Origin of the sequence: Lentibacillus sp. L22 (genome assembly GCF_040812445.1) — a bacterium.
In the GTDB taxonomy this organism is placed as follows: domain Bacteria; phylum Bacillota; class Bacilli; order Bacillales; family Amphibacillaceae; genus Lentibacillus_C; species Lentibacillus_C daqui.
In genome coordinates this window covers 31,025-55,332 of the sequence record NZ_JBFNXI010000010.1, presented here as the reverse complement: position 1 = coordinate 55,332, position 24,308 = coordinate 31,025, and the positions used below count along the sequence as shown (strand labels likewise).

At 40.0% G+C, this 24,308-nt stretch carries 25 protein-coding genes and 1 other RNA gene; 1 reads left to right on the top strand and 25 read right to left on the bottom strand.

The genetic code is table 11. From position 1 onward, the window contains the following. Positions 1–120: 120 nt before the first annotated feature. The 20 genes from ABRT01_RS07185 to secG all read right to left on the bottom strand — a co-directional run bounded on the left by ABRT01_RS07185 (position 121) and on the right by secG (position 16,872). Positions 121–1,407 carry a hemolysin family protein gene (locus ABRT01_RS07185; RefSeq protein ID WP_269411870.1) on the bottom strand — a complete coding sequence of 429 codons (1,287 nt, stop codon included), beginning with the start codon at positions 1,405–1,407 and terminating at the stop codon, positions 121–123. Positions 1,408–1,546: 139 nt separating this feature from the next. Beyond that, the gene (locus ABRT01_RS07180; protein ID WP_269411869.1) at positions 1,547–2,131 is read right to left on the bottom strand and encodes a nitroreductase family protein; all 585 of its coding nucleotides are present in this window, start codon (positions 2,129–2,131) and stop codon (positions 1,547–1,549) included. A gap of 150 nt (positions 2,132–2,281) precedes the next feature. Further along, complete coding sequence (aceA, locus tag ABRT01_RS07175) at positions 2,282–3,559, bottom strand: isocitrate lyase (RefSeq protein ID WP_269411868.1); 1,278 nt, start codon at positions 3,557–3,559, stop codon at positions 2,282–2,284. A 653-nt stretch (positions 3,560–4,212) separates the two neighbouring features. Then, positions 4,213–4,410, bottom strand: coding sequence for a hypothetical protein (locus ABRT01_RS07165; protein WP_269411867.1), 198 nt, complete (start codon positions 4,408–4,410; stop codon positions 4,213–4,215). Between the two features lie 202 nt (positions 4,411–4,612). Beyond that, positions 4,613–5,617 (bottom strand): LLM class flavin-dependent oxidoreductase, encoded by a 1,005-nt coding sequence (locus ABRT01_RS07160; RefSeq protein WP_269411866.1) that lies wholly within the window; start codon positions 5,615–5,617, stop codon positions 4,613–4,615. 281 nt (positions 5,618–5,898) lie between these two features. Then, a complete protein-coding gene (locus ABRT01_RS07155; RefSeq protein ID WP_269411865.1) occupies positions 5,899–6,204 on the bottom strand; it encodes a nucleotidyltransferase substrate binding protein in 306 nt (101 codons plus the stop codon). A gap of 51 nt (positions 6,205–6,255) precedes the next feature. Further along, complete coding sequence (locus tag ABRT01_RS07150) at positions 6,256–6,612, bottom strand: nucleotidyltransferase family protein (protein ID WP_367746709.1); 357 nt, start codon at positions 6,610–6,612, stop codon at positions 6,256–6,258. Positions 6,613–6,779: 167 nt separating this feature from the next. Further along, positions 6,780–7,835: a M42 family metallopeptidase gene (locus tag ABRT01_RS07145; protein WP_269411864.1), complete on the bottom strand. Its 1,056-nt coding sequence runs from the start codon at positions 7,833–7,835 to the stop codon at positions 6,780–6,782. Positions 7,836–7,939: 104 nt separating this feature from the next. Further along, positions 7,940–8,086 (bottom strand): anti-repressor SinI family protein, encoded by a 147-nt coding sequence (locus ABRT01_RS07140; RefSeq protein WP_269411863.1) that lies wholly within the window; start codon positions 8,084–8,086, stop codon positions 7,940–7,942. 92 nt (positions 8,087–8,178) lie between these two features. After that, a complete protein-coding gene (locus ABRT01_RS07135) occupies positions 8,179–8,283 on the bottom strand; it encodes a TetR family transcriptional regulator (RefSeq protein ID WP_269412496.1) in 105 nt (34 codons plus the stop codon). Between the two features lie 192 nt (positions 8,284–8,475). Beyond that, positions 8,476–8,778 carry a carboxymuconolactone decarboxylase family protein gene (locus ABRT01_RS07130; RefSeq protein ID WP_269411862.1) on the bottom strand — a complete coding sequence of 101 codons (303 nt, stop codon included), beginning with the start codon at positions 8,776–8,778 and terminating at the stop codon, positions 8,476–8,478. Then, on the bottom strand, positions 8,775–9,131 hold the full coding sequence (locus ABRT01_RS07125) for a carboxymuconolactone decarboxylase family protein (protein ID WP_269411861.1): 357 nt from the start codon (positions 9,129–9,131) through the stop codon (positions 8,775–8,777). The genes ABRT01_RS07130 and ABRT01_RS07125 overlap by 4 nt, the downstream gene beginning before the upstream one ends. Before the next feature lie 330 nt (positions 9,132–9,461). Then, positions 9,462–9,828, bottom strand: a transfer-messenger RNA (tmRNA) gene (gene ssrA / locus ABRT01_RS07120). A gap of 130 nt (positions 9,829–9,958) precedes the next feature. Next, complete coding sequence (gene smpB, locus ABRT01_RS07115) at positions 9,959–10,426, bottom strand: SsrA-binding protein SmpB (protein ID WP_269411860.1); 468 nt, start codon at positions 10,424–10,426, stop codon at positions 9,959–9,961. A 119-nt stretch (positions 10,427–10,545) separates the two neighbouring features. Beyond that, positions 10,546–11,481, bottom strand: a complete 936-nt coding sequence (locus ABRT01_RS07110; RefSeq protein WP_483101649.1) for a metal ABC transporter solute-binding protein, Zn/Mn family — start codon at positions 11,479–11,481, stop codon at positions 10,546–10,548. Positions 11,482–11,517: 36 nt separating this feature from the next. Next, positions 11,518–12,375 carry a metal ABC transporter permease gene (locus ABRT01_RS07105; RefSeq protein ID WP_269411859.1) on the bottom strand — a complete coding sequence of 286 codons (858 nt, stop codon included), beginning with the start codon at positions 12,373–12,375 and terminating at the stop codon, positions 11,518–11,520. After that, positions 12,375–13,118 (bottom strand): metal ABC transporter ATP-binding protein, encoded by a 744-nt coding sequence (locus ABRT01_RS07100; RefSeq protein WP_269411858.1) that lies wholly within the window; start codon positions 13,116–13,118, stop codon positions 12,375–12,377. The genes ABRT01_RS07105 and ABRT01_RS07100 overlap by 1 nt, the downstream gene beginning before the upstream one ends. A gap of 237 nt (positions 13,119–13,355) precedes the next feature. Next, complete coding sequence (rnr, locus tag ABRT01_RS07095) at positions 13,356–15,524, bottom strand: ribonuclease R (RefSeq protein ID WP_269411857.1); 2,169 nt, start codon at positions 15,522–15,524, stop codon at positions 13,356–13,358. 61 nt (positions 15,525–15,585) lie between these two features. Continuing rightward, entirely contained in the window at positions 15,586–16,332 is a 747-nt protein-coding gene (locus tag ABRT01_RS07090) for an alpha/beta hydrolase (protein ID WP_269411856.1), read from the bottom strand. Positions 16,333–16,638: 306 nt separating this feature from the next. Beyond that, on the bottom strand, positions 16,639–16,872 hold the full coding sequence (secG, locus tag ABRT01_RS07085) for a preprotein translocase subunit SecG (protein ID WP_269411855.1): 234 nt from the start codon (positions 16,870–16,872) through the stop codon (positions 16,639–16,641). Between the two features lie 254 nt (positions 16,873–17,126). Here secG and ptsP point away from each other — a divergent pair, with 254 nt between their 5' ends. Beyond that, positions 17,127–18,839 carry a phosphoenolpyruvate--protein phosphotransferase gene (gene ptsP / locus ABRT01_RS07080; RefSeq protein WP_269411854.1) on the top strand — a complete coding sequence of 571 codons (1,713 nt, stop codon included), beginning with the start codon at positions 17,127–17,129 and terminating at the stop codon, positions 18,837–18,839. 128 nt (positions 18,840–18,967) lie between these two features. Here the strand turns inward: ptsP and ABRT01_RS07075 are convergent, their stop codons facing one another. From ABRT01_RS07075 to tpiA, 5 genes are all read right to left on the bottom strand, one after another. Beyond that, a complete protein-coding gene (locus ABRT01_RS07075; protein ID WP_269411853.1) occupies positions 18,968–19,555 on the bottom strand; it encodes a nitroreductase family protein in 588 nt (195 codons plus the stop codon). 48 nt (positions 19,556–19,603) lie between these two features. Further along, positions 19,604–20,557: a nucleoside hydrolase gene (locus ABRT01_RS07070; RefSeq protein ID WP_269411852.1), complete on the bottom strand. Its 954-nt coding sequence runs from the start codon at positions 20,555–20,557 to the stop codon at positions 19,604–19,606. Between the two features lie 130 nt (positions 20,558–20,687). Next, entirely contained in the window at positions 20,688–21,974 is a 1,287-nt protein-coding gene (eno, locus tag ABRT01_RS07065; RefSeq protein ID WP_367746707.1) for a phosphopyruvate hydratase, read from the bottom strand. 26 nt (positions 21,975–22,000) lie between these two features. After that, positions 22,001–23,542 carry a 2,3-bisphosphoglycerate-independent phosphoglycerate mutase gene (gene gpmI, locus ABRT01_RS07060; RefSeq protein WP_367746705.1) on the bottom strand — a complete coding sequence of 514 codons (1,542 nt, stop codon included), beginning with the start codon at positions 23,540–23,542 and terminating at the stop codon, positions 22,001–22,003. Next, positions 23,539–24,297, bottom strand: coding sequence for a triose-phosphate isomerase (gene tpiA, locus ABRT01_RS07055; RefSeq protein WP_367746704.1), 759 nt, complete (start codon positions 24,295–24,297; stop codon positions 23,539–23,541). Before tpiA ends, gpmI begins: the two co-directional genes overlap by 4 nt. Positions 24,298–24,308: the final 11 nt, after the last annotated feature.

Genomic DNA, 24,308 nt, shown 5'->3' with positions numbered 1-24,308 from the left:
ATGTTAAACGTAACTTTTTTTCCGGCAAATTCAGCAAATCGGCAAATATACCAACTATTCCCGTTACGATACCTTCATATCGATGAATAAAAAGACAAACGTGATGGAACGCTTGTCTTTTTATTCGATCTTTTCAATTTTAACTTTTTTAATCTGGTGGCCATCAATTTCCTCGACAACAAATCGATACCCACCGTACTCTATTGTTGTTCCCTGTTTAGCATCCATATGATTTGTAATGATCCAGCCTCCGATTGTATCGACCTCATCATCTTGGAGGTCAATTTGAAATAATTCATTTACTTCTTCCAATAATAACTTCCCGGAAACAATGGTTGTCTGATCATCGACTTGCTCCAACATTGGTTTTTCATTCACATCAAATTCATCACGGATCTCTCCAACAATTTCTTCCAAAATATCCTCAACTGTTAATAATCCCGCTGTACCACCATATTCATCAATAACAATCCCCATATGAATGCGTTGCTTTTGCATTGTGATAAGGGCTTGTTTAATCGGTGTGGATTCGGAAAAATAAAGAATCGGTCTAATAAGGGGAACAATGGATTCACTGCCATCATTGAGACGATTGGTGAATAATTCCTTAATATTCACCAATCCAACAATATGATCCTTGTCTTCTTCCGCCACTGGATATCTCGTAAATTGTTTTTCATGGACAATTGCTGCATTTTGTTCAGCATCACTGTCTTTAAAAAAACAAACCATTTCCGTTCTTGGTATCATAATTTCTTTGGCGACCCGCTCATCGAATTCAAAGATGTTATTCACATATGTCATTTCCGCCTGATTGATTTCCCCACTTTCATAGCTTTCCGACAAGATTAATCGCAACTCTTCTTCCGTTAGCGCAGCTTCATTTTCGCTAACGGGCTTAAAACCAAATAAGCGAATAATCAACCTGGAAGAATGATTTAACACCCAAATAAACGGAAACATAAGTTTATAAAATAAGATAAGCGGTTTGGCAAACATCAAGGTAACTTTTTCAGCCTTTTGAATCGCAATTGATTTGGGCGCCAATTCACCAACTACAACGTTCAAGAAGGTGATGATGATGAATGCAATAATAAAAGATAGCAAAGAAGCAAAACCCGAGCTAAGCCCCAATTTCGTAAAAAGTGGATCAATGAATGCCTTTATCGTTGGTTCCCCGAGCCACCCCAAACCTAATGCCGTCACCGTAATTCCTAATTGACTTGCCGACAAGTATGTATCAAGATTATCAATTATTTTCTTTGCGTGTACGGCTTGCTTACTTCCCTCCACGATTAACTGATCAATTCTGGTCGGACGCACCTTAACAATGGAAAACTCGGTTGCAACAAAAAATGCGGTCAAGATAATTAGTATAATAACCAACAATAAATATATTATTTCCATATCATTTCCCGCGAGGATGCAGGGTCTCACCTCCGTTCATGCATATTTCAACTCTTATTTTCACCCATTATTTTATCGGCATGCAATGCAAATAAAATAACCTCCCCGTATTTGAAGAGGTCATCTTTATTTACTAAAACTATTCCTTTACAAATGTTCCTTCAAACATCAATTCTGACAAATCTTTTCGCATCGAAGGTTTTTCCCGATCGCGATAAGCATCAGTTAATAAATCTTTTTCACCTTTATATCCTAAAGCAACGATCGCATGGACATCATAGTTTTCCGGAATGGATAGTACTTCTTTTGCCTTTTCCCGATTAAAACCACCCATTGCATGTGTAATCAACCCTTTGCGGAATGCTTCCAATGCTAAAAATCCCCAGGCAGTTCCGGCATCAAATGCGTGTGTTGGATTTTTTCCTCCATCTTCATTATCTGTTTTCGATAGTAATGCAACAAGCACAGGAGCTTTCTTACACCACACAACATTACTCTCATTAATGAACGTCAAAAATTTTTCCCGATCCGACTGATTACGAGCAATGACAAATCGCCATGGTTGTTTATTTGCCGCAGATGGAGCCCAACGCGCAGCTTCAAAAACGCTATAAAGAGTGTCATCTGGTACATCCTTATCCATAAAGGATCTTGGTGACCAGCGATTCACATAAATCGGATCAATATCATATGACGCCTTACGAAATTCTTCTACTTCCAACATTTAAAGATTTTCCTCCTAAAAGATTAAGATTACATATCATTATACATGAATCACTTACTTTTTAAAACCATTTTACTTTTTATAAGCAGTCCTTTGCAAAAAAACTAACCAGCCAACATGACTGGTTAGTTTTTTACAATTGAAATTGGATTACTCGGTGAACTGTTCCTCTTCGGTTGACCCTTTTAATGCTGCAGTTGAGGAGGTTCCACCTGATATCACCTGTGCTACTTCATCAAAATAACCGGTACCAACCTCACGCTGATGTCGGGTTGCAGTATATCCATCCGGTTCACTGGAAAATTCCGCTTGCTGCAGTTCAGAGTAAGCAGCCATTCCCCGTTCTTTATAGTTCTTGGCCAGGTTAAACATGCTATGATTTAACGCATGGAATCCAGCTAAGGTTACAAATTGAAACTTATATCCCATTTTAGCAATTTGTTGTTGGAAACTGGCAATCTCATCATTAGACAATTTCCGTTTCCAGTTAAACGATGGTGAACAATTATACGCCAGCAGCTTATTTGGATATTTGGCATGAATGGCATCGGCAAATTGCTGCGCTTCTTCAATGTTTGGTTCAGAGGTTTCACACCAAATCAAATCAGCATATGGGGCATAAGCGATGCCTCGATTGATTGCCTGATCTATCCCTGCTTTCGTTTTATAAAATCCTTCTGGCGTGCGTTCCCCGGTCATAAATGGTGCATCATAGTCATCGATATCACTGGTAATCAGGTTTGCTGCATTGGCATCGGTTCGGGCAATAATGATGGTTGGTGTCCCCATCACATCGGCGGCAAATCGGGCAGCAATCAAATGTTTGACGGCTGTTTGTGTTGGTAATAACACTTTCCCACCTAAATGTCCACATTTTTTCTCCGAAGATAATTGATCCTCGAAATGAACCCCAGATGCTCCTGCTTCAATCATTGCCTTCATGAGTTCAAAAACATTCAACTGTCCACCAAATCCGGCCTCGGCATCAGCCACAATCGGCGCAAACCAGTCAATCTCCTCGACACCTTCCGAATAGTGAATCTGATCGGCGCGTTGTAACGCCTGATTAATTCGCTTCACAACATTCGGTACACTGTTTGCCGGATACAAACTTTGATCCGGGTACATATGCCCCGACAAGTTCGCGTCTGCTGCAACCTGCCAGCCACTTAAATAAATGGCTTTTAAACCTGCCTTCACCTGTTGTACCGCTTGATTTCCTGTCAATGCTCCAAGGGCGTGGATATAATCTTCTTCATGAATTTGTTTCCACAGTTTCTTTGCTCCTACTGTCGCCAAAGTATGTTCTACATCGATTGACCCTCGTAGCCGGATCACATCTTCAGCTGAATATGGCCGTTCCACTCCGACCCAGCGTAAATCTGTTTCCCACTCTTTTTTTAAATTTTCGATTCGCTTTTGTCTCATTTGTTATTTCCCCTTTCAAATAAATAGTTGTATACAGGTATGTTAAGAAACTCACAAAATCAGCTTGCTACTTCAGTTTGCCAAATAATGTTTTTGATGCCTGACCAACCACTTTAACAGCATCCTGTCTATCTGGCTTCCCTTTGTTATAATACAACAAATAAATTATTATATTGTTATATAACAATTTGGGCAAAAAATTAGTCCTCGTTCTTTTTTGACAAGCAATAATCACACTCAAGCAAATAACCTTTCGCATTCATCGGCTTTCCGCATTGTTGACAGTGAACATGTGTAGTCTTTTTCATACAACATCTCTCCTTTTTATATAACAGATTTAATTTTGTATTTCTGTTATAATACAGTATATAGACTCCTCGTTAAAATTACAACCCATTTTTCAAAAAACATTTAATAATTTTTAAAATAGGAAAATAGTAATAGAAACAGAGCGGGACATGCTATTTAATAAAGTAAAACTTCAATCAGTGGGGTATTACTGACAGTTAATGCGTGATAAACAATTATTCATGTAGATTTTCGAGGAAAACCACCGAAATGATTTGGCAGCAGTACTAAAGTTAACAACATTGGCTGGGGATTTGCATCATACAGCGCCTTTAATAAATTAACTACAGGGGCGGATCAATGTATCATCTTTTAATTGGAAGTGATAAGTATTTGATCACGCCTCCGCTTTTTTTAAACCAAAAGCGGACAATCTCGAGTTTATCAACTTGTTTCTTTTGATCTGTAATGTTGCCCTCTGTGTTTTTCATTTGCTTTTTGTTGTTCGCCAATGCATTATCTACTCTGGCAATCTCTTTATTCAAATCCTTCAGATCAAGCAATACGTCGGCAATTTTCGCCTCTGCATCGGAAAGATCTGTTTAACCTCAGTCCGTTCATCCTGGATTTGGGATGCTGCATACCTTAACACAAAAATAAGGAGAGAAGCTGTTTATCTGCCCTCTCTCCTTTGTCTATTTAAATTTCCTACATTTGATATGCGACCATGGAACCAATAATCTTTTTCTTTAGTTAGCTCAATAATCAGGATTGATGAAAAATTTCATTCGCAATTAATTCATACGATTTTATTCTCGCCTCATGGTCATGTGTTATCGTGACAATCATCCATTCATCTGCCTGATAAGCCTGCTGCAAATGTTCAAGTTGTTGCTTTACTTCCTGGGGATTTCCGATCACCATTTTTTCTTTAGCTTTGTCCACCATTTCCTGTTCCTCCGCTGAAAATGGATAGGATAACGCTTCGTCTACTGTAGGTACCCCTTCTTCACCTTCCCCTTTTGCCTGTAGTACATTCCATAACAAGTTGCTCATCGCAAGTTCTTCTGCTTTTTCCGTAGTTTCTGCACAAACAGCTGTAATGGTCACAATTACTTTTGCGACCTGATCTGGATATTTTTCCGTCATCAATTGTCGATAGTTCTTGACAACTTCCGGACCATCTGCATCACTCATAAAATGGCCAAATGTATAGGCCATCCCTTTCTCAGCGGCTAATACAGCACTTTTTCCACTTGTCCCGAGCATCCATGGCTCCGGTGAAATCTCCGGAACTGGCGTCGGTTTTATCTTGGCATACATATGATCTTTGGGAAAATCCAGATGTAAAAATCGTAATAGGTCATCCAGTTTTTCTGGAACTTTTCGTACCTGTTCCAGAAAATTATCAGACAATGCCATCGTTACTTCCGCAGATCCGCCTGGTGCCCGGCCAATGCCTAAATCGATACGATCCGGATATAAGGTTGCTAACAAATTGTAGTTTTCTGCCACCCGAAATGGTTTATAGTGCGGCAATAATACGGCACCGGCGCCAATCCGGATGTTTTTCGTTTGTGCCGCAATGATACCGATCATCACTTCTGGAGCTGGACAGGCGAGACCGGTCAGATCGTGATGTTCAGCAATCCAATAGCGCGTATAGCCAAGCTGATCTCCCGTTTGGGCAAGTTTTATCGAATCCTGTAACGTTTCCTGTGCTGTCTTTCCGGCTGAAATTGGTGCTTGATCGAGAATACTTAGTTTCACGATATATCCCTGCTTCCTTTCAAAATTGATATAACTTAAGTATATGTCTTTTACCTGGCATAAGTAAAATGACCTAATCACAGTCGATTAAGTCATTTCACACATTCGTGACTAAAACGTAAATTCCCAATACCATTTACAAAGCCAAAAAGGCATGTTCCGTTTCCCCAGGGTAAAATACGCCCAAAAAGCAATATTTGATGGATTGGTACAAATGTACAATGCCGATTAAAACCAGTATGATAGCAATTAAATCAAAGAAAAATATTCTAATCCTCCTCCTATTTTTCTTCATCGCACCGGTTTTTGATCCGTTCGATCCAATGTTGCAAGAATTGACAATATTGTGGAAGCATACTGGCTATTTCAATGGATATCGATTCGTTATATGTATGTACTGTCATGTTACGATGATCCACCATTTTCAGGCCCAAAACGGTTTCTTCCTCCGTAAAGACGCCGACTTCCCGAAACGAGCGGATCACCCCCTTAGGTGAACCAATATCAAGACCTTCCACATCGTACAAATATTGTTTACCCGCCTTCCAGCATGCCTCAAAACTATACTCAACGTTGAATTGCTGCATCACGTTCAATATCTGTCATATCTTTTATATGAATCAGTTCTACAAGTGTATTCAACGCCCGATTTGCGACCTGAATACGTTCGAATAATCTTTCCATTTTATTCCCTCCTTTTCAACCTTGATTACAAATTCATGATCCGCTTTTGATAAATCAACTAAGTCAACATGATATGGCAATGTTGACTCCTCAATACGTTCACGAAGTTCCGCCCATTTATAGTCTGGAATTCCCTCCGGTGACAGTAGTGCAATATCAATATCCGAGGTTCTTTTTTCCTCCATTCGAGCCCATGAACCAAATAGATATACATTTGTGGGGGTATCATTTAATGTAGAGATAATAATACTTTTTAAATGCTTCAATATTTGGTCTCTGTTTTGCCTGTTTTTGGACACAAAGATCACCATCCACTATATTTTTGAATCCCTTCATGATAACATATTCGCCTGACTCACCTTGCGTTCTCACCTCCAAAATACAATAGTTTTTGCCAATTGGATAAGGCGTATGAAAAAAAGTGAGAAAGGAAATCCTTAACAAGCAAAGGTAAGTTCGCTTCATTTATTATAATAGTTTAGTGAATGACCATTTCGGAAAGCACATAATGATACAACAATTGCTCTGTACAATCCAAAGAGCTCTCATGCGTTCTTTCATACGCATGCGAAGAATCAATACCAGGCCCAATCAACCCATGGACAATATCATTTCCTGCCTTGATTGCTGCTGAAGCATCTGATCCATAATACGGATAAATATCCAATTTATATCCGATGTTATGTGTTTTGGCCAAATCCACCAGGTGTTTACGCAGCCCATAATGATAGGGTCCGCTGGCATCTTTTACACAAATAGAAACTGTATATTCATCCGTTGATTGTCCATCACCCATAGCGCCCATATCCACCGCCAAATACTCTACCGTTTCTGCTGGTATATTCGAATTACCGCCATAACCAATCTCTTCATTATTGGAAATCAAAAAATGGGTTGTATATGGTAATGTTGCTTGTTCTTCTTTTAATCGTTTGATCAATTGCAATAAAATACCAACACTTGCTTTATCATCCAAATGGCGTGATTTAATGAACCCATTACCGGTTAGTTGAACACGCGGATCAAAGGAAACAAAATCACCAACTTCAATTCCCAGATTGCGAATATCTTCTGCATTTTCCACTTTTGCATCGATCCGGACTTCCATATTTTCCTGATTGCGTTTCGCCTCTCCCGCATTTTTATAAACATGGACTGATGTTTGGTGCATCAGTATGGTCCCGGTAAAAGTTTTTCCGCTTGCTGTCTCAATTTCACAATACTCCCCTTCGATGGCGTTATATTTAAACCCGCCAATAAGGTCAAGACGAAGCCGTCCGTTATCTTTTATTTCCTTGACCATCGCGCCCAGCGTGTCAACATGGGCAGTTAACATGCGGTGTTCTTGATCGTTTTTCCCGGGCAATGTTGCGATTAGTCCACCTTTATGATTACGCTTTGTTTCCACTTGCAGATTCTTTAACATATCTTCTACATGCTGCATTACTTTTCCCGTGTTACCGGATGGGCTTGGAATCGATACCAATTGCTTAATCCGTTCTTTTGTTTCATTTATGTTTGGGTATGTAGTCATGATATAACTCCTTTAAAAAATAGTTTTCACCATATATTCTATCGTTAAAGCCAATGAAACAAAAGGATTTTCAGCCATCGAATGGCCAAGTTCACCATTTTATTCTAATTCTTATCCGTATGAACTCGCGAATTTTTCTTTATAAAATTTCTGACCTCATCTGGTTTGATTCCCAATTGTTTTGCCATTAAGATCAATGAAACCCATTCTTCCCTAACTTTTCCTTCTTTCTTTCCCCCCACCACTTCCATGATAATAATCAACCCCCTTATTTTATGAAAAGCAGCGTTCAATTACAAATTCTTCCATTTTTATTTATTATGTTCGTAACCAGCTTCGACAATTACGTACAAAATAAACGGACCAGTTCCGCAATTATCTTCTTACCTTTAAAATATAGATAAAAAGTCGGTTGCGTTAACCCGGCCCGTTTAACAATCGTATTCATTATATTACTCACAAGTATTATCTAATACTTTTTCACTATCGTCAAGATATAAATGAAGAATATTTCCTAAATTCAATACACTCTTTGTTACTCTTAAGTAGTTTAAGTAGTTATGATCTATCTATACAAAAAAGACCTCCAAAAAAGGAAGTCCTTCCAAGGTTACAGCTTTATTTTACCATGAAGTTTACTTTATACCTCATCATTGTAGCTTTGTATCATATTCGCCATATGCGCATATGCACCGCCAGCAAGCAATGCCGATGCTACCAATACAGCCTCCGATAGTTCTTCATCGGTAGCTCCGGCTTTATCTGCATTTTTCGTGTGCACATCGATACAATACGGGCATAATGTAGCATGTCCAACAGCTACTGCGAGAATCTCCTTAAATTTAGCATCCAGTTCTCCTTCCTTCATGGCTGTTGCACTGAAGTTGGAATATCCCCTAAAGCCATCCGGAGCACTTTTTCCTAATTGGTTCAGTTTTTTCAAATGGATCGTGCATAAAGGGTATCCGAGGAATCCGAGTCCTTTGCATTATGCATATTGGTACTATGTGTCACTGCACCTCCTGCCTCTATTGCAGAAACGACAAATATAGCTTCAACCAATTCTTTTAACGAGGCTCCAGCTGCCTTGGCATTGCGCGTATGACTATCAATACAGTACGGGCATTCAGTCACATGGGCAATAGCAACGGCAATGATCTCTTTTTCTTTTTTCGTTAATGCTCCCTCTTTAAAAACGGCTTCATTATACTCAGAGAAAGCATGCATTTGTTCCGGAGCGAAATCCTTTAACTGACTTAAATGATTCATGTTTTCTTTTTGATATAAATTAGTCATTTTTCAACACCCTTTCTACAATTTACATTTCCCTTTCCGTTTAAAGTGAAACTTCATTCAGTAATCTGTACATAAAAAAGAAAGAAGATGTATTTTTTACACTGGAGAGTGTTTATATTTTTTAAGAATAGAACAAAAGAGGAAACGCGCTGAATGGATCCTTAGCAAGTACAACTTGGTTACTCCCAGGAATGGAAAATATAGTAGTGAATTATTAAATGAAAAGAGGTTATTTGAAGCAAAGTTCTTCGTGCTATGACTAAGCATTGTAAATCATAAATATTTTGAAACGGATTTATCAAAACACAAAAAAACCACCAACTTATGTATTGGTGGAGACGGTGGGAGTTGAACCCACGTCCAGGGATATCGCCACTCAGGCTTCTACACGCGTAGTTGGTATATTATCATTCGCTACATCGTTAGCCTACCAACAGGCTTCTCAAGTAGCTAGTCTGATTGGTTTCAACTATCATCCTCAGACGGCGAATGACAGTATAGCCCGCTTCATTTGAGACCCTTCAATCTGCCACACGGGCGATGGCAGGAAGGATCGCTTTAGTACTACTTACGCAGCAGCTAAAGCTGGTTGATTGTTAGTTTTGCCAGTTATATTTAGGCGAATAACGTTTTACGAGCCGTAACCTCGACGTGCAACCTGAGCTCAATCTATCCCTGTCGAATCCGTAACGTCCCCATAAAAGAGTAACGCTCGAGGATGTATTGAGCTGTTATGAAGTTAACATGTCATTAAATGAAGTCAATAACTCCCTAACGACAAATATAATTATATCACAGATCATCATAAAATCAAGTGCTGGAAAACTTTACGTTTGGTTATGTTCTTTTATTGCACGATCAGCATCACATTTCATTTGTTTCCGCTTCAGGTCTTCCCGTTTATCGTATTTTTTCTTTCCACGACCAAGACCAAGCAGGATTTTCGCAACACCATTTTTTATATAAACTTTTAGCGGTACAAGTGCATAACCCTGTTGTTGAATTAATCCAGTTAATTTATCAATTTCCTTGCGATGAAGCAACAATTTTCGGGTTCGGGTTGGATCATGATTAAATCGGTTTCCCTGTTCGTATGTGGCGATATGCATATTAATAAGCTTGACTTCCCCACGGTCAATTCGTGCGTGAGCATCCTTTAAATTAATACGACCTGCACGGACAGATTTAATTTCCGTACCTTGCAACACAATCCCCGCCTCATAAGTTTCTTCAATAAAATAATCATGGGATGCTTTTTTATTTTGCGCGAGTGTTTTCCCAGTTCCTTTTGGCATACCGGTATCCTCCTACTATTTACATGTGCCTTATTTTAGCAAAAAAATAGTATAATTCCAACTAAAATAAATGGACATGATTTCTCTTCATGTGCGAAAAACCATGCCCCTTACAATCATTACTTTGCTAATACATCGTGTATTTCATTAATGTTATATTCCAAGTAAGAAAGATACGTATCTCCTTCTTCACCCGGTTTTCCTATTTCATCAGAATAAAGTGTTCCGGCAATCTCCACCCCGGTCTCTTTAGAAACAGTCTCCATCGGCCGGGTGTCCACATTAGATTCAACAAATAATCCGGGTACATCGTTTCCCTTGACAAAATGGATTAACGATTTAATTTGTTCTGGTGTACCATTTTCTTCTGTATCAATCGCCCAGATATAACCTTCTTTCAGACCATATTGATCGGCCAAATATTGAAAGGCACGTTCACTGGTTACCAGCACACGATCTTCTTCAGGAATATCTGCAATTTTATCCTGGTATTCCTGATCAATTTCTTTTAGCTTATCTAAATAAGCATCCGCATTTTTTTCGTATTCCGCTTTATGTTCGGGATCCACCTTAATTAATGCGTCACGGGCATTTTCGGTCATTTTAATGCCAACGTTCGGGTTCGCAAAGGCGTGAGGGTTGATTTCCTCTTCTTTTCCCTTTTCACCTGTTAAATACATTGGTTCGACACCATCTGTTAATTTAAAAATGCGGTTCTCGTCTTGTTCAACAGAGTCGGTTAATTTAAAGAACCACCCGTGTTTACCGCCTTCCAAATTCAGCCCATTATAAAATAAGGCATCAGCATCGGATGCTTTTTTAATGTCTTCCGGAAGTGGTTCATACTCGTGTGGATCCGTTCCAATCGGGACAAGGTTATAAACTTCAACCTGGTCTCCGCCTATCTCATTGACCATGTCCTCCAAGATCGTAAATGTGGTAACGACCTGGATTTTTCCGTCCGAATTATCTTTCCCGGAGGAATTTGTGCCACATGCAGCTAATATGAAGATAGTCCCGAGAAAAACAACTATCATTTTACCCAATTTTTTCATCATGCCTTTTCTCACCTCTCTTTAGCGGCATTAAACCTATTCAGCTGCCGTTCTATTTTTATGCGTTCGAATAAATCGCCATAGTATCCCTTGCTTAGGAGCAAAGATGAAGGCAAGGATAAAGAGCAATGTCGTGACAAGTACGATTACCGCTCCAGAGCTCAAGTTATAAACAAAACTAAAGTACAGACCAACCATGGCAGAAACAGCGCCAAATAGTGATGACAAAACGATCATGGTTGATAGTCGGTTTGTTAACAAATAAGCCGTTGATGCAGGTGTGATCAGCATTGCAACAACCAAAATAACCCCAACCGTTTGTAGAGAGGCTACCGTGACCATGGTCAGTAAAATCATGATCGTATAATGAATAACGCGAATTGGTAAACCATAGGCAGCCGACATGGTTGGATCAAAACTGCTAATTAAAAGTTCTTTATAAAACAGGATGACAACAAGTAATACAATACCGCCAACAATAAGCGTCATCCACATATCAGATGATTTGACCGATAACACGTTCCCGAACAGGATTTGTGTTAAATCAGTGGCACTTTGCGCTTTGGAAATCAAGATAACCCCTAACGCAAGAAATGCAGAAAATACAATCCCGATCGATGAGTCATTTTTGATTCGGCTATTTTGGCTGACAACACCAATTCCAAGTGCGGTTAATATACCAAACAGAACAGCGCCGTAAAAATAATTAATCCCCAGCATATAAGAAATTGCTACACCTGGAAGAACCGCATGGGAGATGGCGTCACCCATTAGTGCCATGCCCCGCAAAACGATAAAACAGCCAATCACGCCACATATCACGCCGACCATGATCGAAGTAAATAATGCTTTTTGCAGGAAACCATAGTTCATTATATCCGAGATAAATTCCATTAGACACCAACCCCCAACTTATTCAACGTTGAAAAGTTGGTTCGATATGCCTTGGACATTAACTCGGGTTGTGTCACCGTCTGAACCGATCCGTACTGAACTAATTCCTGATTAATTAATAATAAATCATCAAAGTAGTCGTCAACCTTCGTTAAATCATGGTGAACGACAAATACAGTTTTCCCCTCATCACGAAGTCGTTTTAAAATGGCAATAATTGTTTTTTCACTCGAAATATCGATACCAACAAATGGTTCATCCAGGAAAAAGTAGGATGCCTGTTGCGCGAGCGCCCTTGCCAAAAAGATACGTTGCTGCTGACCGCCCGACAATTCACCAATTTGTTTTTTAGCAAAGTCCTCCATGCCGACTTGTTGTAAACATTCGTAAGCCCATTCTTTATCCTGCTTTTTTGGGCGATGAAATATACCGAGTTTGGGATAAGTACCAAGTACAACCGTATCAAGGACTGTAATCGGGAAATCCCAATCGATATCATTTCGCTGCGGAACATAGGCAATCTTTTTCCGGACTTCCTTAATCGATTTACCGGCAAACGATACTTCACCCTTATCTTTTGGTATTAAGCCCAGGATTGCCTTCATCAAAGTGGACTTTCCTGCACCATTGGGTCCAATGATGCCTGCAAGCTTTCCTCCGCTCATATGAAAAGATATATTTGTAATGGCCGGTATACCATTATAGGATACATTCAACTGCTTGACCGTAATTGAATTTTCCATTCTCGTCCCTTCTTTTCTTTATTATTCTCCTGTCTTTTTCTCATTTTTATCATCATTTTGTGTACATGCATTTTAATTGAATTTGTTATATTGTGTAGTATAAATGACATTTAATTAGTTGTCAACAATTAAATTTCCCCCATGCAACTTTACTTTAAAATATGCATCTCTACTGTTTTCGGTTCAAAAAAGGGTATCCGTTATTTTAGATACCCTTTTGAACAATTCTTTAACAACCTATTTATTTTTATGCTTTTTTTGCTTGCGCCGTTTACGGATGGGTTGAATCATTTCAAAATCAACCGTATGTTCATCAAGGTTCACACTTGTAACTCGAACCTCTGCTTCATCACCAATCCGATAAATATTAGCCGTTCGCTCACCAATTAGAGCTTGATTTTGTTCATCATAATGATAATAATCATCGGTTAAGGTACTGACATGAATAAGTCCCTCGACCGTATTCTCCAGCTCGACAAACATGCCAAAATTGGTTACGGAGCTGATCACACCCGTATATTCCTCACCAATCCGATCATTCATATATTCTGCTTTTTTCAAATCATCTGTGTCACGTTCTGCATCAACCGCAGCACGCTCGGTCGCCGATGTATGTTTGGCAATGTCCGGCATGCGTTCTTTCCATTTTTTCAGAGTTGGTTTATCCAAATGATTCTCCAACAAGTACGTGCGAATTAACCGGTGTACGATTAAATCCGGGTAACGTCGAATTGGAGAGGTGAAATGGGTATAAAATTCTGTTGCCAAACCAAAATGACCGATACTCTGCGGATCATATTTCGCCTGTTTCATGGAACGCAGCATCAACTTGGATACAATCATCTCTTCCGGCTTGCCTTTCACCTTCTCCAGTACTTGTTGCAAACTTCGTGGATGAATGTCATTGGCAGTTCCTTTTACAGAATAACCAAGACCCGCAAGAAAGTCGAAAAAGGTTTGTAATTTTCCTTCATCTGGATTTTCATGGATACGGTGGATAAATGGTACGTCCATCCAATGAAAATGTTCCGCAACGGTTTCATTCGCCGCCAGCATAAATTCTTCAATTAATCGCTCAGCAACCGAACGTTCGCGTAATACGACATCTTCCGGCTTGCCGTTTTCATCAACAAGTACTTGGGCCTCTTTAAAATCAAAATCAATCGCTCCCCGGCTCATCCGCTTTTTCCTTAAGATGACCGCCAGCTCTTCCATTTTTTCAAACATTGGTACAAGTGATTCATATTGGTTGCGTACCGTTTCATCTTTTTCGACCAAAATCTTGTTGACATCGCGATAGATCATTCGTTCCGTTGTATTAATGACACTTTGAAAAATTTCGTGATTAACAATTTCCCCTTTGGAATTAATTTCCATTGAACAACCCAACGTCAATCGGTCCTCTTTTGGGTTTAATGAACAGATGCCATTGGACAGTCGGTGTGGAATCATCGGGATTACCCGGTCTACCAAATAGACACTGTTGCCCCGTTCATAAGCCTCTTTATCCATAGGGGTCCCTTCTTTAACATAATAACTGACGTCTGCAATATAGACACCGAGTTGATAATTTCCATTGTCTAATTGCTTAACGGAAACAGCGTCATCAAGATCTTTGGCATCAGCACCATCAATGGTCACAATCATTTCATCACGCAAATCGCGACGTAACGCTTTTTCATCCTCCCTGATACTCTCCGGTGCCTCTGCAGCTTGCGATAATACTTCTTCCGGAAACTCTATTTTAATGCCGTGTTTATAGATAATGGAAAGAATATCGATTCCGGGGTCATTTTTATGTCCAAGAATTTGGATAACTTCCCCTTCCGCACTTTTCCTGCCCTCCGGATATTTTGTAATATAAACAATCACTTTATGACCGGTCACTGCACCCTGTGTCATGTTCTTGGGAATGAAAATATCGTTAGGTATGCGCTTATCATCTGCTATAACGAAGCCAAATGACCGGTTATTTTCAAACGTGCCTACAACCGTATGTACGGCCCGCTCAAGGATACGAATTACTTTCCCCTCTGGTCGATGTCCAGCCTCACTCTTCTTCTCCAACCGAACCAAAACTTTATCACCATTCATCGCTGATGCCAAATCAGAATAATGGATATAAATGTCCCGCTGATTATCATCGTCCGGGATTAAGAAAGCAAATCCCTTTGCATGCATTTGAATACAGCCACGGATCAAGTTCATTTTTTCCGGTAAGCCAAAACGGTTTTTTCTGGTTCTGACAAGTTCACCTTCATTTTCCAACGCATTTAGTGATTTAATTAGTTCCTTAAAATCCTCGGAGTACTCAAGCTCTAATGATTGTTCTATTTCTTCTACAGATAATGGTCTTGTCCCATTTTCATGAAAAAAATCGAGGATACGCTGCTTTATTTCTTCCATACGTTTCACCTTCTTTCCTACATTATTATTTACCTGTTTGCCTATTTTTAAAAACACACGATCATCGCTGCCAATCGAGCGACTCGAGGAATTGATAAATATCGTGATGCAATTTATCCTTTTCCTTATCCAACGTAATAATATGACCTGATTCCTCATACCATTTTATATATTTATCTTCTGCTTCCACATTGTCATAAATGAATTGGGCACTATCCGTGTTAATCATTTCATCCTTTCGCGCTTGAACGACAAAGGTTGGTGTATATATCGTATCGACATTATGTTTCACTTCCGTAATAAACGATCCTAGCTGTGCAAACAGATCCGTAGAATTTTCCAGTAATTCTTTTACTTCCTGCTTAATGATATCATCACTTTTTCCTTCCAGTTGTTTATATTCTTTCGCAAATGTTTTATACCCTTGAGTTAACTGGGTTGTATTATCAAAAAACATCGGTGCGCACATGGGAATGATGGCTTTTATATTTTCTGAATAGGCCAGTTTCAACCCCAACCCCCCGCCAAGTGATAGACCGGCAACAGCAATCTCCTCATAGCCAAGATCACGTAAATGTTGAAGTGCATTTTGGACATCTTCCCACCATTGCTCCGGATTTGCTTTTATTATTTCTTCGGGGGGGAGACCATGACCACGGTATATTGGCGCATGCGAGGTATAGCCTTTTCCTTCTAAAAATCGTCCCAACATGCGTACATCTGCCGAATGACCGGTAAACCCATGTAATAATAATACCGCACGTTGACCAGCTTCAAACGTAAACGGTTCTGGTTGTTTTATTTTCATACGTGTTCAAACTCCTTTAAAATGCTTACCATATTATTCTATTGTACATGATTCGAGGAAAAAAGACGTAAATGTTGTTTGTTTACATTATTCCATTTTTCCTCCCAAATAAAAAATAATCCCCACTGTTCTTTTTACAGTAGGGTTAACAACTATTGATTATCACGAATGAACGTTCTGAATCCCCACCGCTTAGCATTAATAAACCAAAAACATAGCAGGCGGGGGATAAACATCCCGTAAATTCCTGATTTGCTTAACTAACATTTCGTAGAGGAAGATCACTCTACGAAATGAAGTTTCACTTTATTGTAATACGTATGCACTTAAAAAAGCTAAGACGAAGAAAATGACTCCTGTCACAATTGTACTTCGATGCAGGAACAGGTCGGCTCCTCTGGCTTTTTGTTTCCCGAATAACTGTTCCGCACCACCCGATATAGCACCGGATAAGCCTTCGCTTTTACCCGATTGTAATAAAACTAAAACGATCATTATGATTGCATCGATCACTAACAAAATGTGTACGACCCCTAACATTACGTATGGCACCTCCTGTAACGTACAATTACCTAATAATACTTTAGCATAATCTTATTTCCAATAGCAAGTGGAAAGCGAAGGCAGACATTTACGGTATACGTAAAATAGCGACCGAGAATTGGAAGATAGTGTCACGTTTTCGACAAAATGCCCGCAATTACGCACTATAACTTGAAACTGGCTTGTGGAAAAGTTAAAATAATAGATGGTTATATACATTTTTTTTACAAGAAAGGCTGGTCGTAAACATTATGTCATTTATAGATGGAATTGCTGCTGCAAATGGGATTGCCATTGCAAAAGCCTATCAACTTGTTACTCCCGATTTATCATTTGGCAAAAAACCAATCGATAATCCAAACGAAGAAATAAAACGTCTGGATCAGGCATTGGAAATATCTAAACAAGAATTAGAAAAAATCAAAGCCCACGCCAAACAAGAAATTGGTGACGAGCATGCCGAAATTTTTTCCGCCCATTTGCTTGTACTAAGTGATCCTGAATTGATTAATCCGATCAAGGACAAGATCACCACTGATAATGTCATGGCCGAAGCCGCTTTGGAAGAAACAGCCAACACATTTATCGAGATATTTAAAAACATGGACAATGAATATATGCGGGAACGTGCTGCGGATATTCAGGATGTTACCAAACGGGTTATGGCTCATCTGCTTGGTGTAACATTTCCCGACCCCGCTTTGATAGATGAAGAAGTGGTTGTAATTGCTCACGATTTAACACCATCCGACACAGCGCAATTAAATCGCAAATTTGTCAAAGGGTTTGCCACAGATATTGGCGGCCGCACCTCTCATTCCGCGATTATGGCGCGATCACTTGAAATTCCAGCCGTTGTCGGAACAAAAGAAATCACGAATATGGTTTCCCACAATGATACCGTAATTGTTGATGGTCTGAAAGGACAAGTTATTGTTAACCCTTCAGATGATGAACTGACAGCATACAGAAAAAAACAGGAAGATTTTGCTAAGCAGAAAGAAGAATGGGCAAAATTAAAAAATGAGCCTACAATGACTTCTGATGGGGAGCAAGTCGAATTGGTTGCCAATATCGGCACACCTCAAGATGTTACAGGAGTTTTGGAAAACGGTGGAGAAGGTGTAGGACTTTATCGTACCGAGTTTCTTTACATGGGGAAATCCGAACTTCCAACCGAAGAAGAGCAATATGAGGCTTACAAGTCAGTGCTGGAGCAATTCGGTGACAAGCCGGTTGTAGTCAGAACACTTGATGTCGGCGGGGATAAGGAAATCAGCTATTTGGATTTACCAAAAGAAATGAATCCATTCCTTGGTTTTCGTGCAATTCGTTTCTGCCTGGAAAATGAATCAGTTTTCCGCACGCAATTGCGCGCCTTATTACGTGCCAGTGCCCATGGAAATTTAAAAATTATGTTCCCGATGATTGCTACGCTGGAAGAATTTCGCCAGGCAAAAGCCATCTTGCTCGATGAAAAAGAAGACCTGAAAAAAGAAGGAAAAGAGGTCTCCGATCATATTGAAATTGGTATCATGGTAGAAATTCCTGCAACAGCTGTCATTGCTAAACAGTTCGCTAAGGAAGTAGACTTTTTTAGTGTAGGAACCAACGATTTGATTCAATACACCATGGCAGCGGATCGGATGAACGAACGTGTCTCCTATTTGTATCAGCCATACAATCCGGCAATTTTGAACCTGGTGAACAATGTAATTGAGGCTGCTCATAGTGAAGATAAATGGGTTGGCATGTGTGGGGAAATGGCCGGTGATCCAATTGCAATTCCGATTCTATTGGCGTTAGGTCTTGATGAGTTTAGCATGAGTGCTACATCAATTCTACCAGCCAGAACACAGCTTTCGCATCTATCAAAAGAAAAACTCGCCTCCTATAAAGAAAAAATTCTTAGCATGGGAACCGCTGAAGAAGTTGTGGAATTCATCAAAGAAAAAACAGAATAGGAAACAGCAACAACCCGCCTGGACAATCTGGTCAAGCGGGTTGTTATTATTGATCGTCCTGGGCTGATACATCTGCACGTTTTGTCGATATATAATCGCCCTATCCGGAATATTCCATTTGGGTCTATTTATTCCGAAATAATTTCAAGTTTTTGTTCAATCGCTGTCCTCCCTTTATTCCTTGAGATTTGTTTTGGATAGCCAATCTGCATAACCGCAGCAATCTTCACTTGATCACTATCCAACCCAATGTCCTCGGCAAATCCGGGATCATGCATATATGGCGTAATGGTCCATAACATGCCCACTCCAAACGACCATGCCGCCAATTGCATGTTCTGAATAAAAGCACAAACAGAAGCGTATTCCTCTTCATAACGAATTGGCTCCGGGTTAATGGTAAAGTATATCAATGCATGATGAGGAATTTCCAATAAAAATTGTTTCATGGATGCAATCATCTTTACTGTTTTTGGGTCATTATCTTGCTTAAGCATACCTATCCGCTGGTAACTCGCAATAATGGCATCCACCAGTTTCTCTTTTCCCTTGGCCTGGTACAGTTTTATGTTCCACGGCTCTTTCATATAGTGTGTCGGAGCCCATGACCCATATGTAAAAATTTCTTTTAAAATCGATATATTTACTTCGTCAGGATAAAAACTATGTGTACTTCTTCTCCCCTTGATTGCCTCGAATATATCGATGGTAACCACCCCGCTAATCTATAATTCTTTTTCTAGATTAGCACATTTGGATACCCATTAAAAACGCTCTCCGGTCATAACCGACATAAAATCATTATAAAATCTTGAATAATCGAGTGTAAAAGCAATTCGATGTATCTTTCCCTTTTTGTTTTTCGGATTTAAATATGGTCGAATATCCGCGAGACTTTGACCTTTGGCAACTCCATGTGGATCCTGAACAATTTCAACCGGAAGATAACTAAAGCCAAACATCTCTTCATGAACAGTTGCCATTAAGGTTAAAGCATCATGAACAGGACTCCCTTGGATAAGTGGATTACGTTTTTTATAAAAGTTGTAATAATAATCCATTAGTGGCTTTATGATCTTCGCTTTTCCTTTATGGGCAATGTAATCAACCATTTGCGGAGTGATGACGGCCTTTTGGGTAACATTTAAAGGAATGATGGTAACACGTTGGGCATGATTCAGCACCGTTTTTGCAGCAATAGGATCAGCGTAAAAATTCGCCTCTGATACAGCGGTCACATTCCCCGGTACCCAAAATGCCCCACCCATAATATAGATTGATTGAACTTTTTGCATTAAATGACGGTATAAAACAAACATAGTCGCCAACGATGTTAACCGGCTAATGTTGACGATAATCAATTCATTTTGATACTTTTTGATGATATCGATGATTTCAAAAAAATTTTCAATCGTCCCATCAGGAAGGTGAGGTGGGATAATCGGTCCCAATCCATATTCCCCGTGGATTTCCGGAAAATATGTTGGCTCGGTACCTGTTAAGGGGAGTTCTGCACCCCCAATAATTTTGACTTCATCTTCGGATATTCCCAATAAACGGGACAAGTAACGAACACTCCTTACCGCTCTTTTTCGTGGTATATTGCCATAATCGGCCACGACCCCCACGATATCAATTTCATCTTTAAAATAACCATACATAAGTGCAACCGTATCATCAATTCCAATATCCCCAAACAGTAGCACTTTTACCGCCATGCAATTCCTCCTGTTTTTGTAAAAAGTATGTTTCCTTATACCTTATTAACCACCTGCATTGTCCTAGACCAAAAGAAAAACACCACTATCCCGCTGTTCGGGTAAGTGGTGTAAAATGAACGGAACCTATTTACTTTTTCAGGTTATAAAATGCTGTCTCTCCGGCATATTCACCCATACCGGCTAGCTCATCTTCAATACGCAAGAGCTGATTATATTTGGCTACACGATCCGTGCGGGAAGGTGCGCCTGTTTTAATTTGACCTGCGTTGGTAGCAACTGCGATGTCAGCGATGGTGGCATCTTCTGTTTCTCCTGAACGGTGAGAAATAATTGCCGTATAACCAGCACGTTTAGCCATTTCGATCGCTTCGAATGTCTCCGTTAAAGTGCCAATTTGATTTACTTTAACAAGGATGGAGTTTCCTACACCCTGTTCAATACCCTTTGCCAAGCGTACGGTATTGGTAACAAACAGGTCGTCCCCAACTAATTGAACACGGCTGCCCAAACGGTCTGTTAATTTTTTGTGGCCTTCCCAGTCATCTTCATCCAATCCATCCTCAATGGAAACAATTGGATATTTCTCAACCAATGATTCGTACCAATCGACCATTTCTTCTGAAGTACGAACCACACCTTCACCTTTGAGGTTATACTTGCCATCTTCATATATTTCGGATGAGGCAACATCCATCGCAAGTTTCACTTCTTCACCAGGTTTATAACCGGCTGCCTCAATGGCCTCAACAATAGTCTGCAAAGCCTCTTCATTGGAACCAAGGTTTGGCGCAAATCCACCCTCATCACCAACAGCAGTATTATAGCCTTTTTTCTTCAGCACATTCTTCAGGGAATGGAAAACCTCCGCCCCCATTCTCAGTGCTTCTTTGAATGATGGGGCACCAGCAGGCATGACCATGAACTCCTGGATATCAACATTGTTGTCTGCATGTTCACCACCATTTAAAATGTTCATCATTGGTGTTGGCAGTGTTTTTGCATTAAAGCCGCCTAAGTAATTATATAATGGCATTTCCAAATAACTTGCCGCTGCATGGGCTACTGCCATTGAGACACCCAAAATTGCATTAGCACCCAATTTTCCTTTGTTTTCTGTACCATCCAGCTCAATCATTAACCGGTCAATAACATTTTGCCGGGTAACATCCAGACCAAGTAATTCCGGAGCAATCGTTTCATTGACATTCTTGACTGCTTGTGTGACCCCTTTGCCAAGATAACGATCTTTATCTCCATCACGTAATTCTACAGCTTCGTACTCACCTGTAGAGGCACCGCTTGGAACGATTGCGGAACCAAATGCTCCTGACTCCGTAAAAACTTCCACTTCAACAGTTGGGTTACCGCGGGAATCTAATACTTCTCGTGCATAAACATCTGTAATATATGGCATTAAAAACACTCCTTTATATTTATTATCTATTGTTTTGTAATCAATGATTCACCAGTCATTTCTTCTGGTTTCTCAACATCTAACAGGTCAAGCAATGTCGGAGCAACATCTGCTAAAATGCCACCGTCTCGCAGCTCAACACCTTCTTTGGTCACAATTACCGGAACCGGATTTGTTGTGTGCGACGTCATCGGTTTACCATCTGGTGTGACCACTTCATCCGAGTTGCCATGATCCGCAAAAATAATCGCATGACCACCAAGTTCCGTGATTTTATCTACTACTTTACCAAGACATTCGTCAACCGCTTCAATTGCTTTTATCGTTGGCTCCAATTTACCTGAATGACCAACCATATCAGGATTGGCAAAGTTTAAGATAATCGCATTCTCTTCGCCTTTATCAAGCTCCTCAAGCAATGCGTCGGTCACCTCATACGCACTCATCTCCGGTTTCAAGTCATACGTCGCAACCTTTGGTGAATTAATCAAAATCCGTTTCTCACCCGGAAATTCCTGCTCACGGCCACCACTCATAAAGAAGGTAACATGCGGATATTTTTCCGTTTCGGCAATCCGCAGTTGTTTCATATTGTTCTGAGATAATACTTCGCCAATCGTATTATCAAGATTTACCGGCTGATAAGCGACATAGCCATCAACAGACTCACTGAAATTGGTCAGCATCACAAAGTCAAGATCTTGTGGCACCTTATCACCACGATCAAAGTCATGAAAGTCTTCATTGGCAAAGGTTCTTGAAATCTGAATGGCTCGGTCTGGACGGAAATTATAAAAAATGATTGAATCCCCATCTTGGACGGTTGCTTTCGGTTTTCCATTTTCATCTGTTAAAACGGATGGAATAACAAACTCATCATAAATTCCATTTTCATACGAGTCATTAACCAATGTATACGGATCCTGGTATTTTGGTCCTTCCCCATAAACCATGGCATCATAAGCTTTTTTCACCCGATCCCAGCGTTTATCCCGATCCATGGAATAATACCGGCCGGAAATCGTGGCAAATTCACCGACACCATATTCCTTCATTTTTTCTTCCGTTTCCTTGATGTATTTTTTCGCTGTTTTTGGACCAACATCTCGCCCATCCAAAAATGCATGAACATAAACCTTGTCAAGACCCTGTTTTTGGGCTAATTTTAGTAAAGCAAACAAATGGTTAATATGGCTATGAACCCCACCATCTGACAACAAGCCAAAGATATGCAATGCTTTGTCGTGTTGTTTGGCATGCTGCACCGATTTAACAAAAGCACTGTTTTCGAAAAAGTCTCCTTCTTCAATTGACAAATTAACGCGGGTCAGACTTTGATAAACAATCCTTCCTGCACCAATGTTCAAATGGCCAACTTCGGAATTTCCCATTTGTCCTTCAGGAAGTCCAACCGCTTTTCCACTTGCCTGTAACTGATTATGAGGGTATTTTTCCCAATACCGGTCAAAGTTTGGCTTATTGGCCTGCTTTACTGCATTTCCTTGTTTCTCTTGACGAATTCCAAATCCATCAAGAATAATAATTGCTGCTAGCTTATTACTACTCATTTCGTACCCGCCTCCACAAGTTGCAGGAATGAATTGGCTTCGAGACTTGCACCGCCGACCAAGGCACCATCAATATCCGATTTAGCCAGTAATTCATCGATATTTGCTGGTTTGACGCTTCCGCCATATTGGATGACTACGTTTTCCGCTACGTCTGTTGATGTCAATTCTCCAATCACTTTACGAATATGACTGCAAACTTCATTAGCCTGGTCACTTGTGGCTGTTTTTCCTGTACCAATTGCCCAAATCGGTTCATAAGCAATCATTGTTTGCTCAACCTGGTCATTGGTCAGACCGGCCAATGCCTTTTGCACTTGATTTTTGACATGATCCATAGTCTCATTGTTTTCCCGTTGCTCCAAAGTTTCGCCAACGCAGACTATCGGAATCAGATCATGTTGAAAGGCAGCATGGGTTTTCTTGTTCACAGTCTCATCGGTCTCGGCAAAATATTCCCGACGTTCCGAATGCCCCAAAACAACGTGCGTTACGCCCAAATCATTTAACATGACAGGACTAACTTCTCCCGTAAATGCACCATTTTCTTCATAGTGCATGTTTTGTGCTCCAACTTTTACGTTGGATCTTTTTGCTTTTTCCACAAGGGAAGGCAAGAATGGAAATGGTGCACATACAATTGCTTCTGTATTATCATTATTTGTTATTTTGCCCGTAATCTCCTCCATGAACTGATCCGCTTCTGATAAAACTTTATTCATCTTCCAATTACCGGCAATTACAGTTTTTCGCATCCTATCACCTC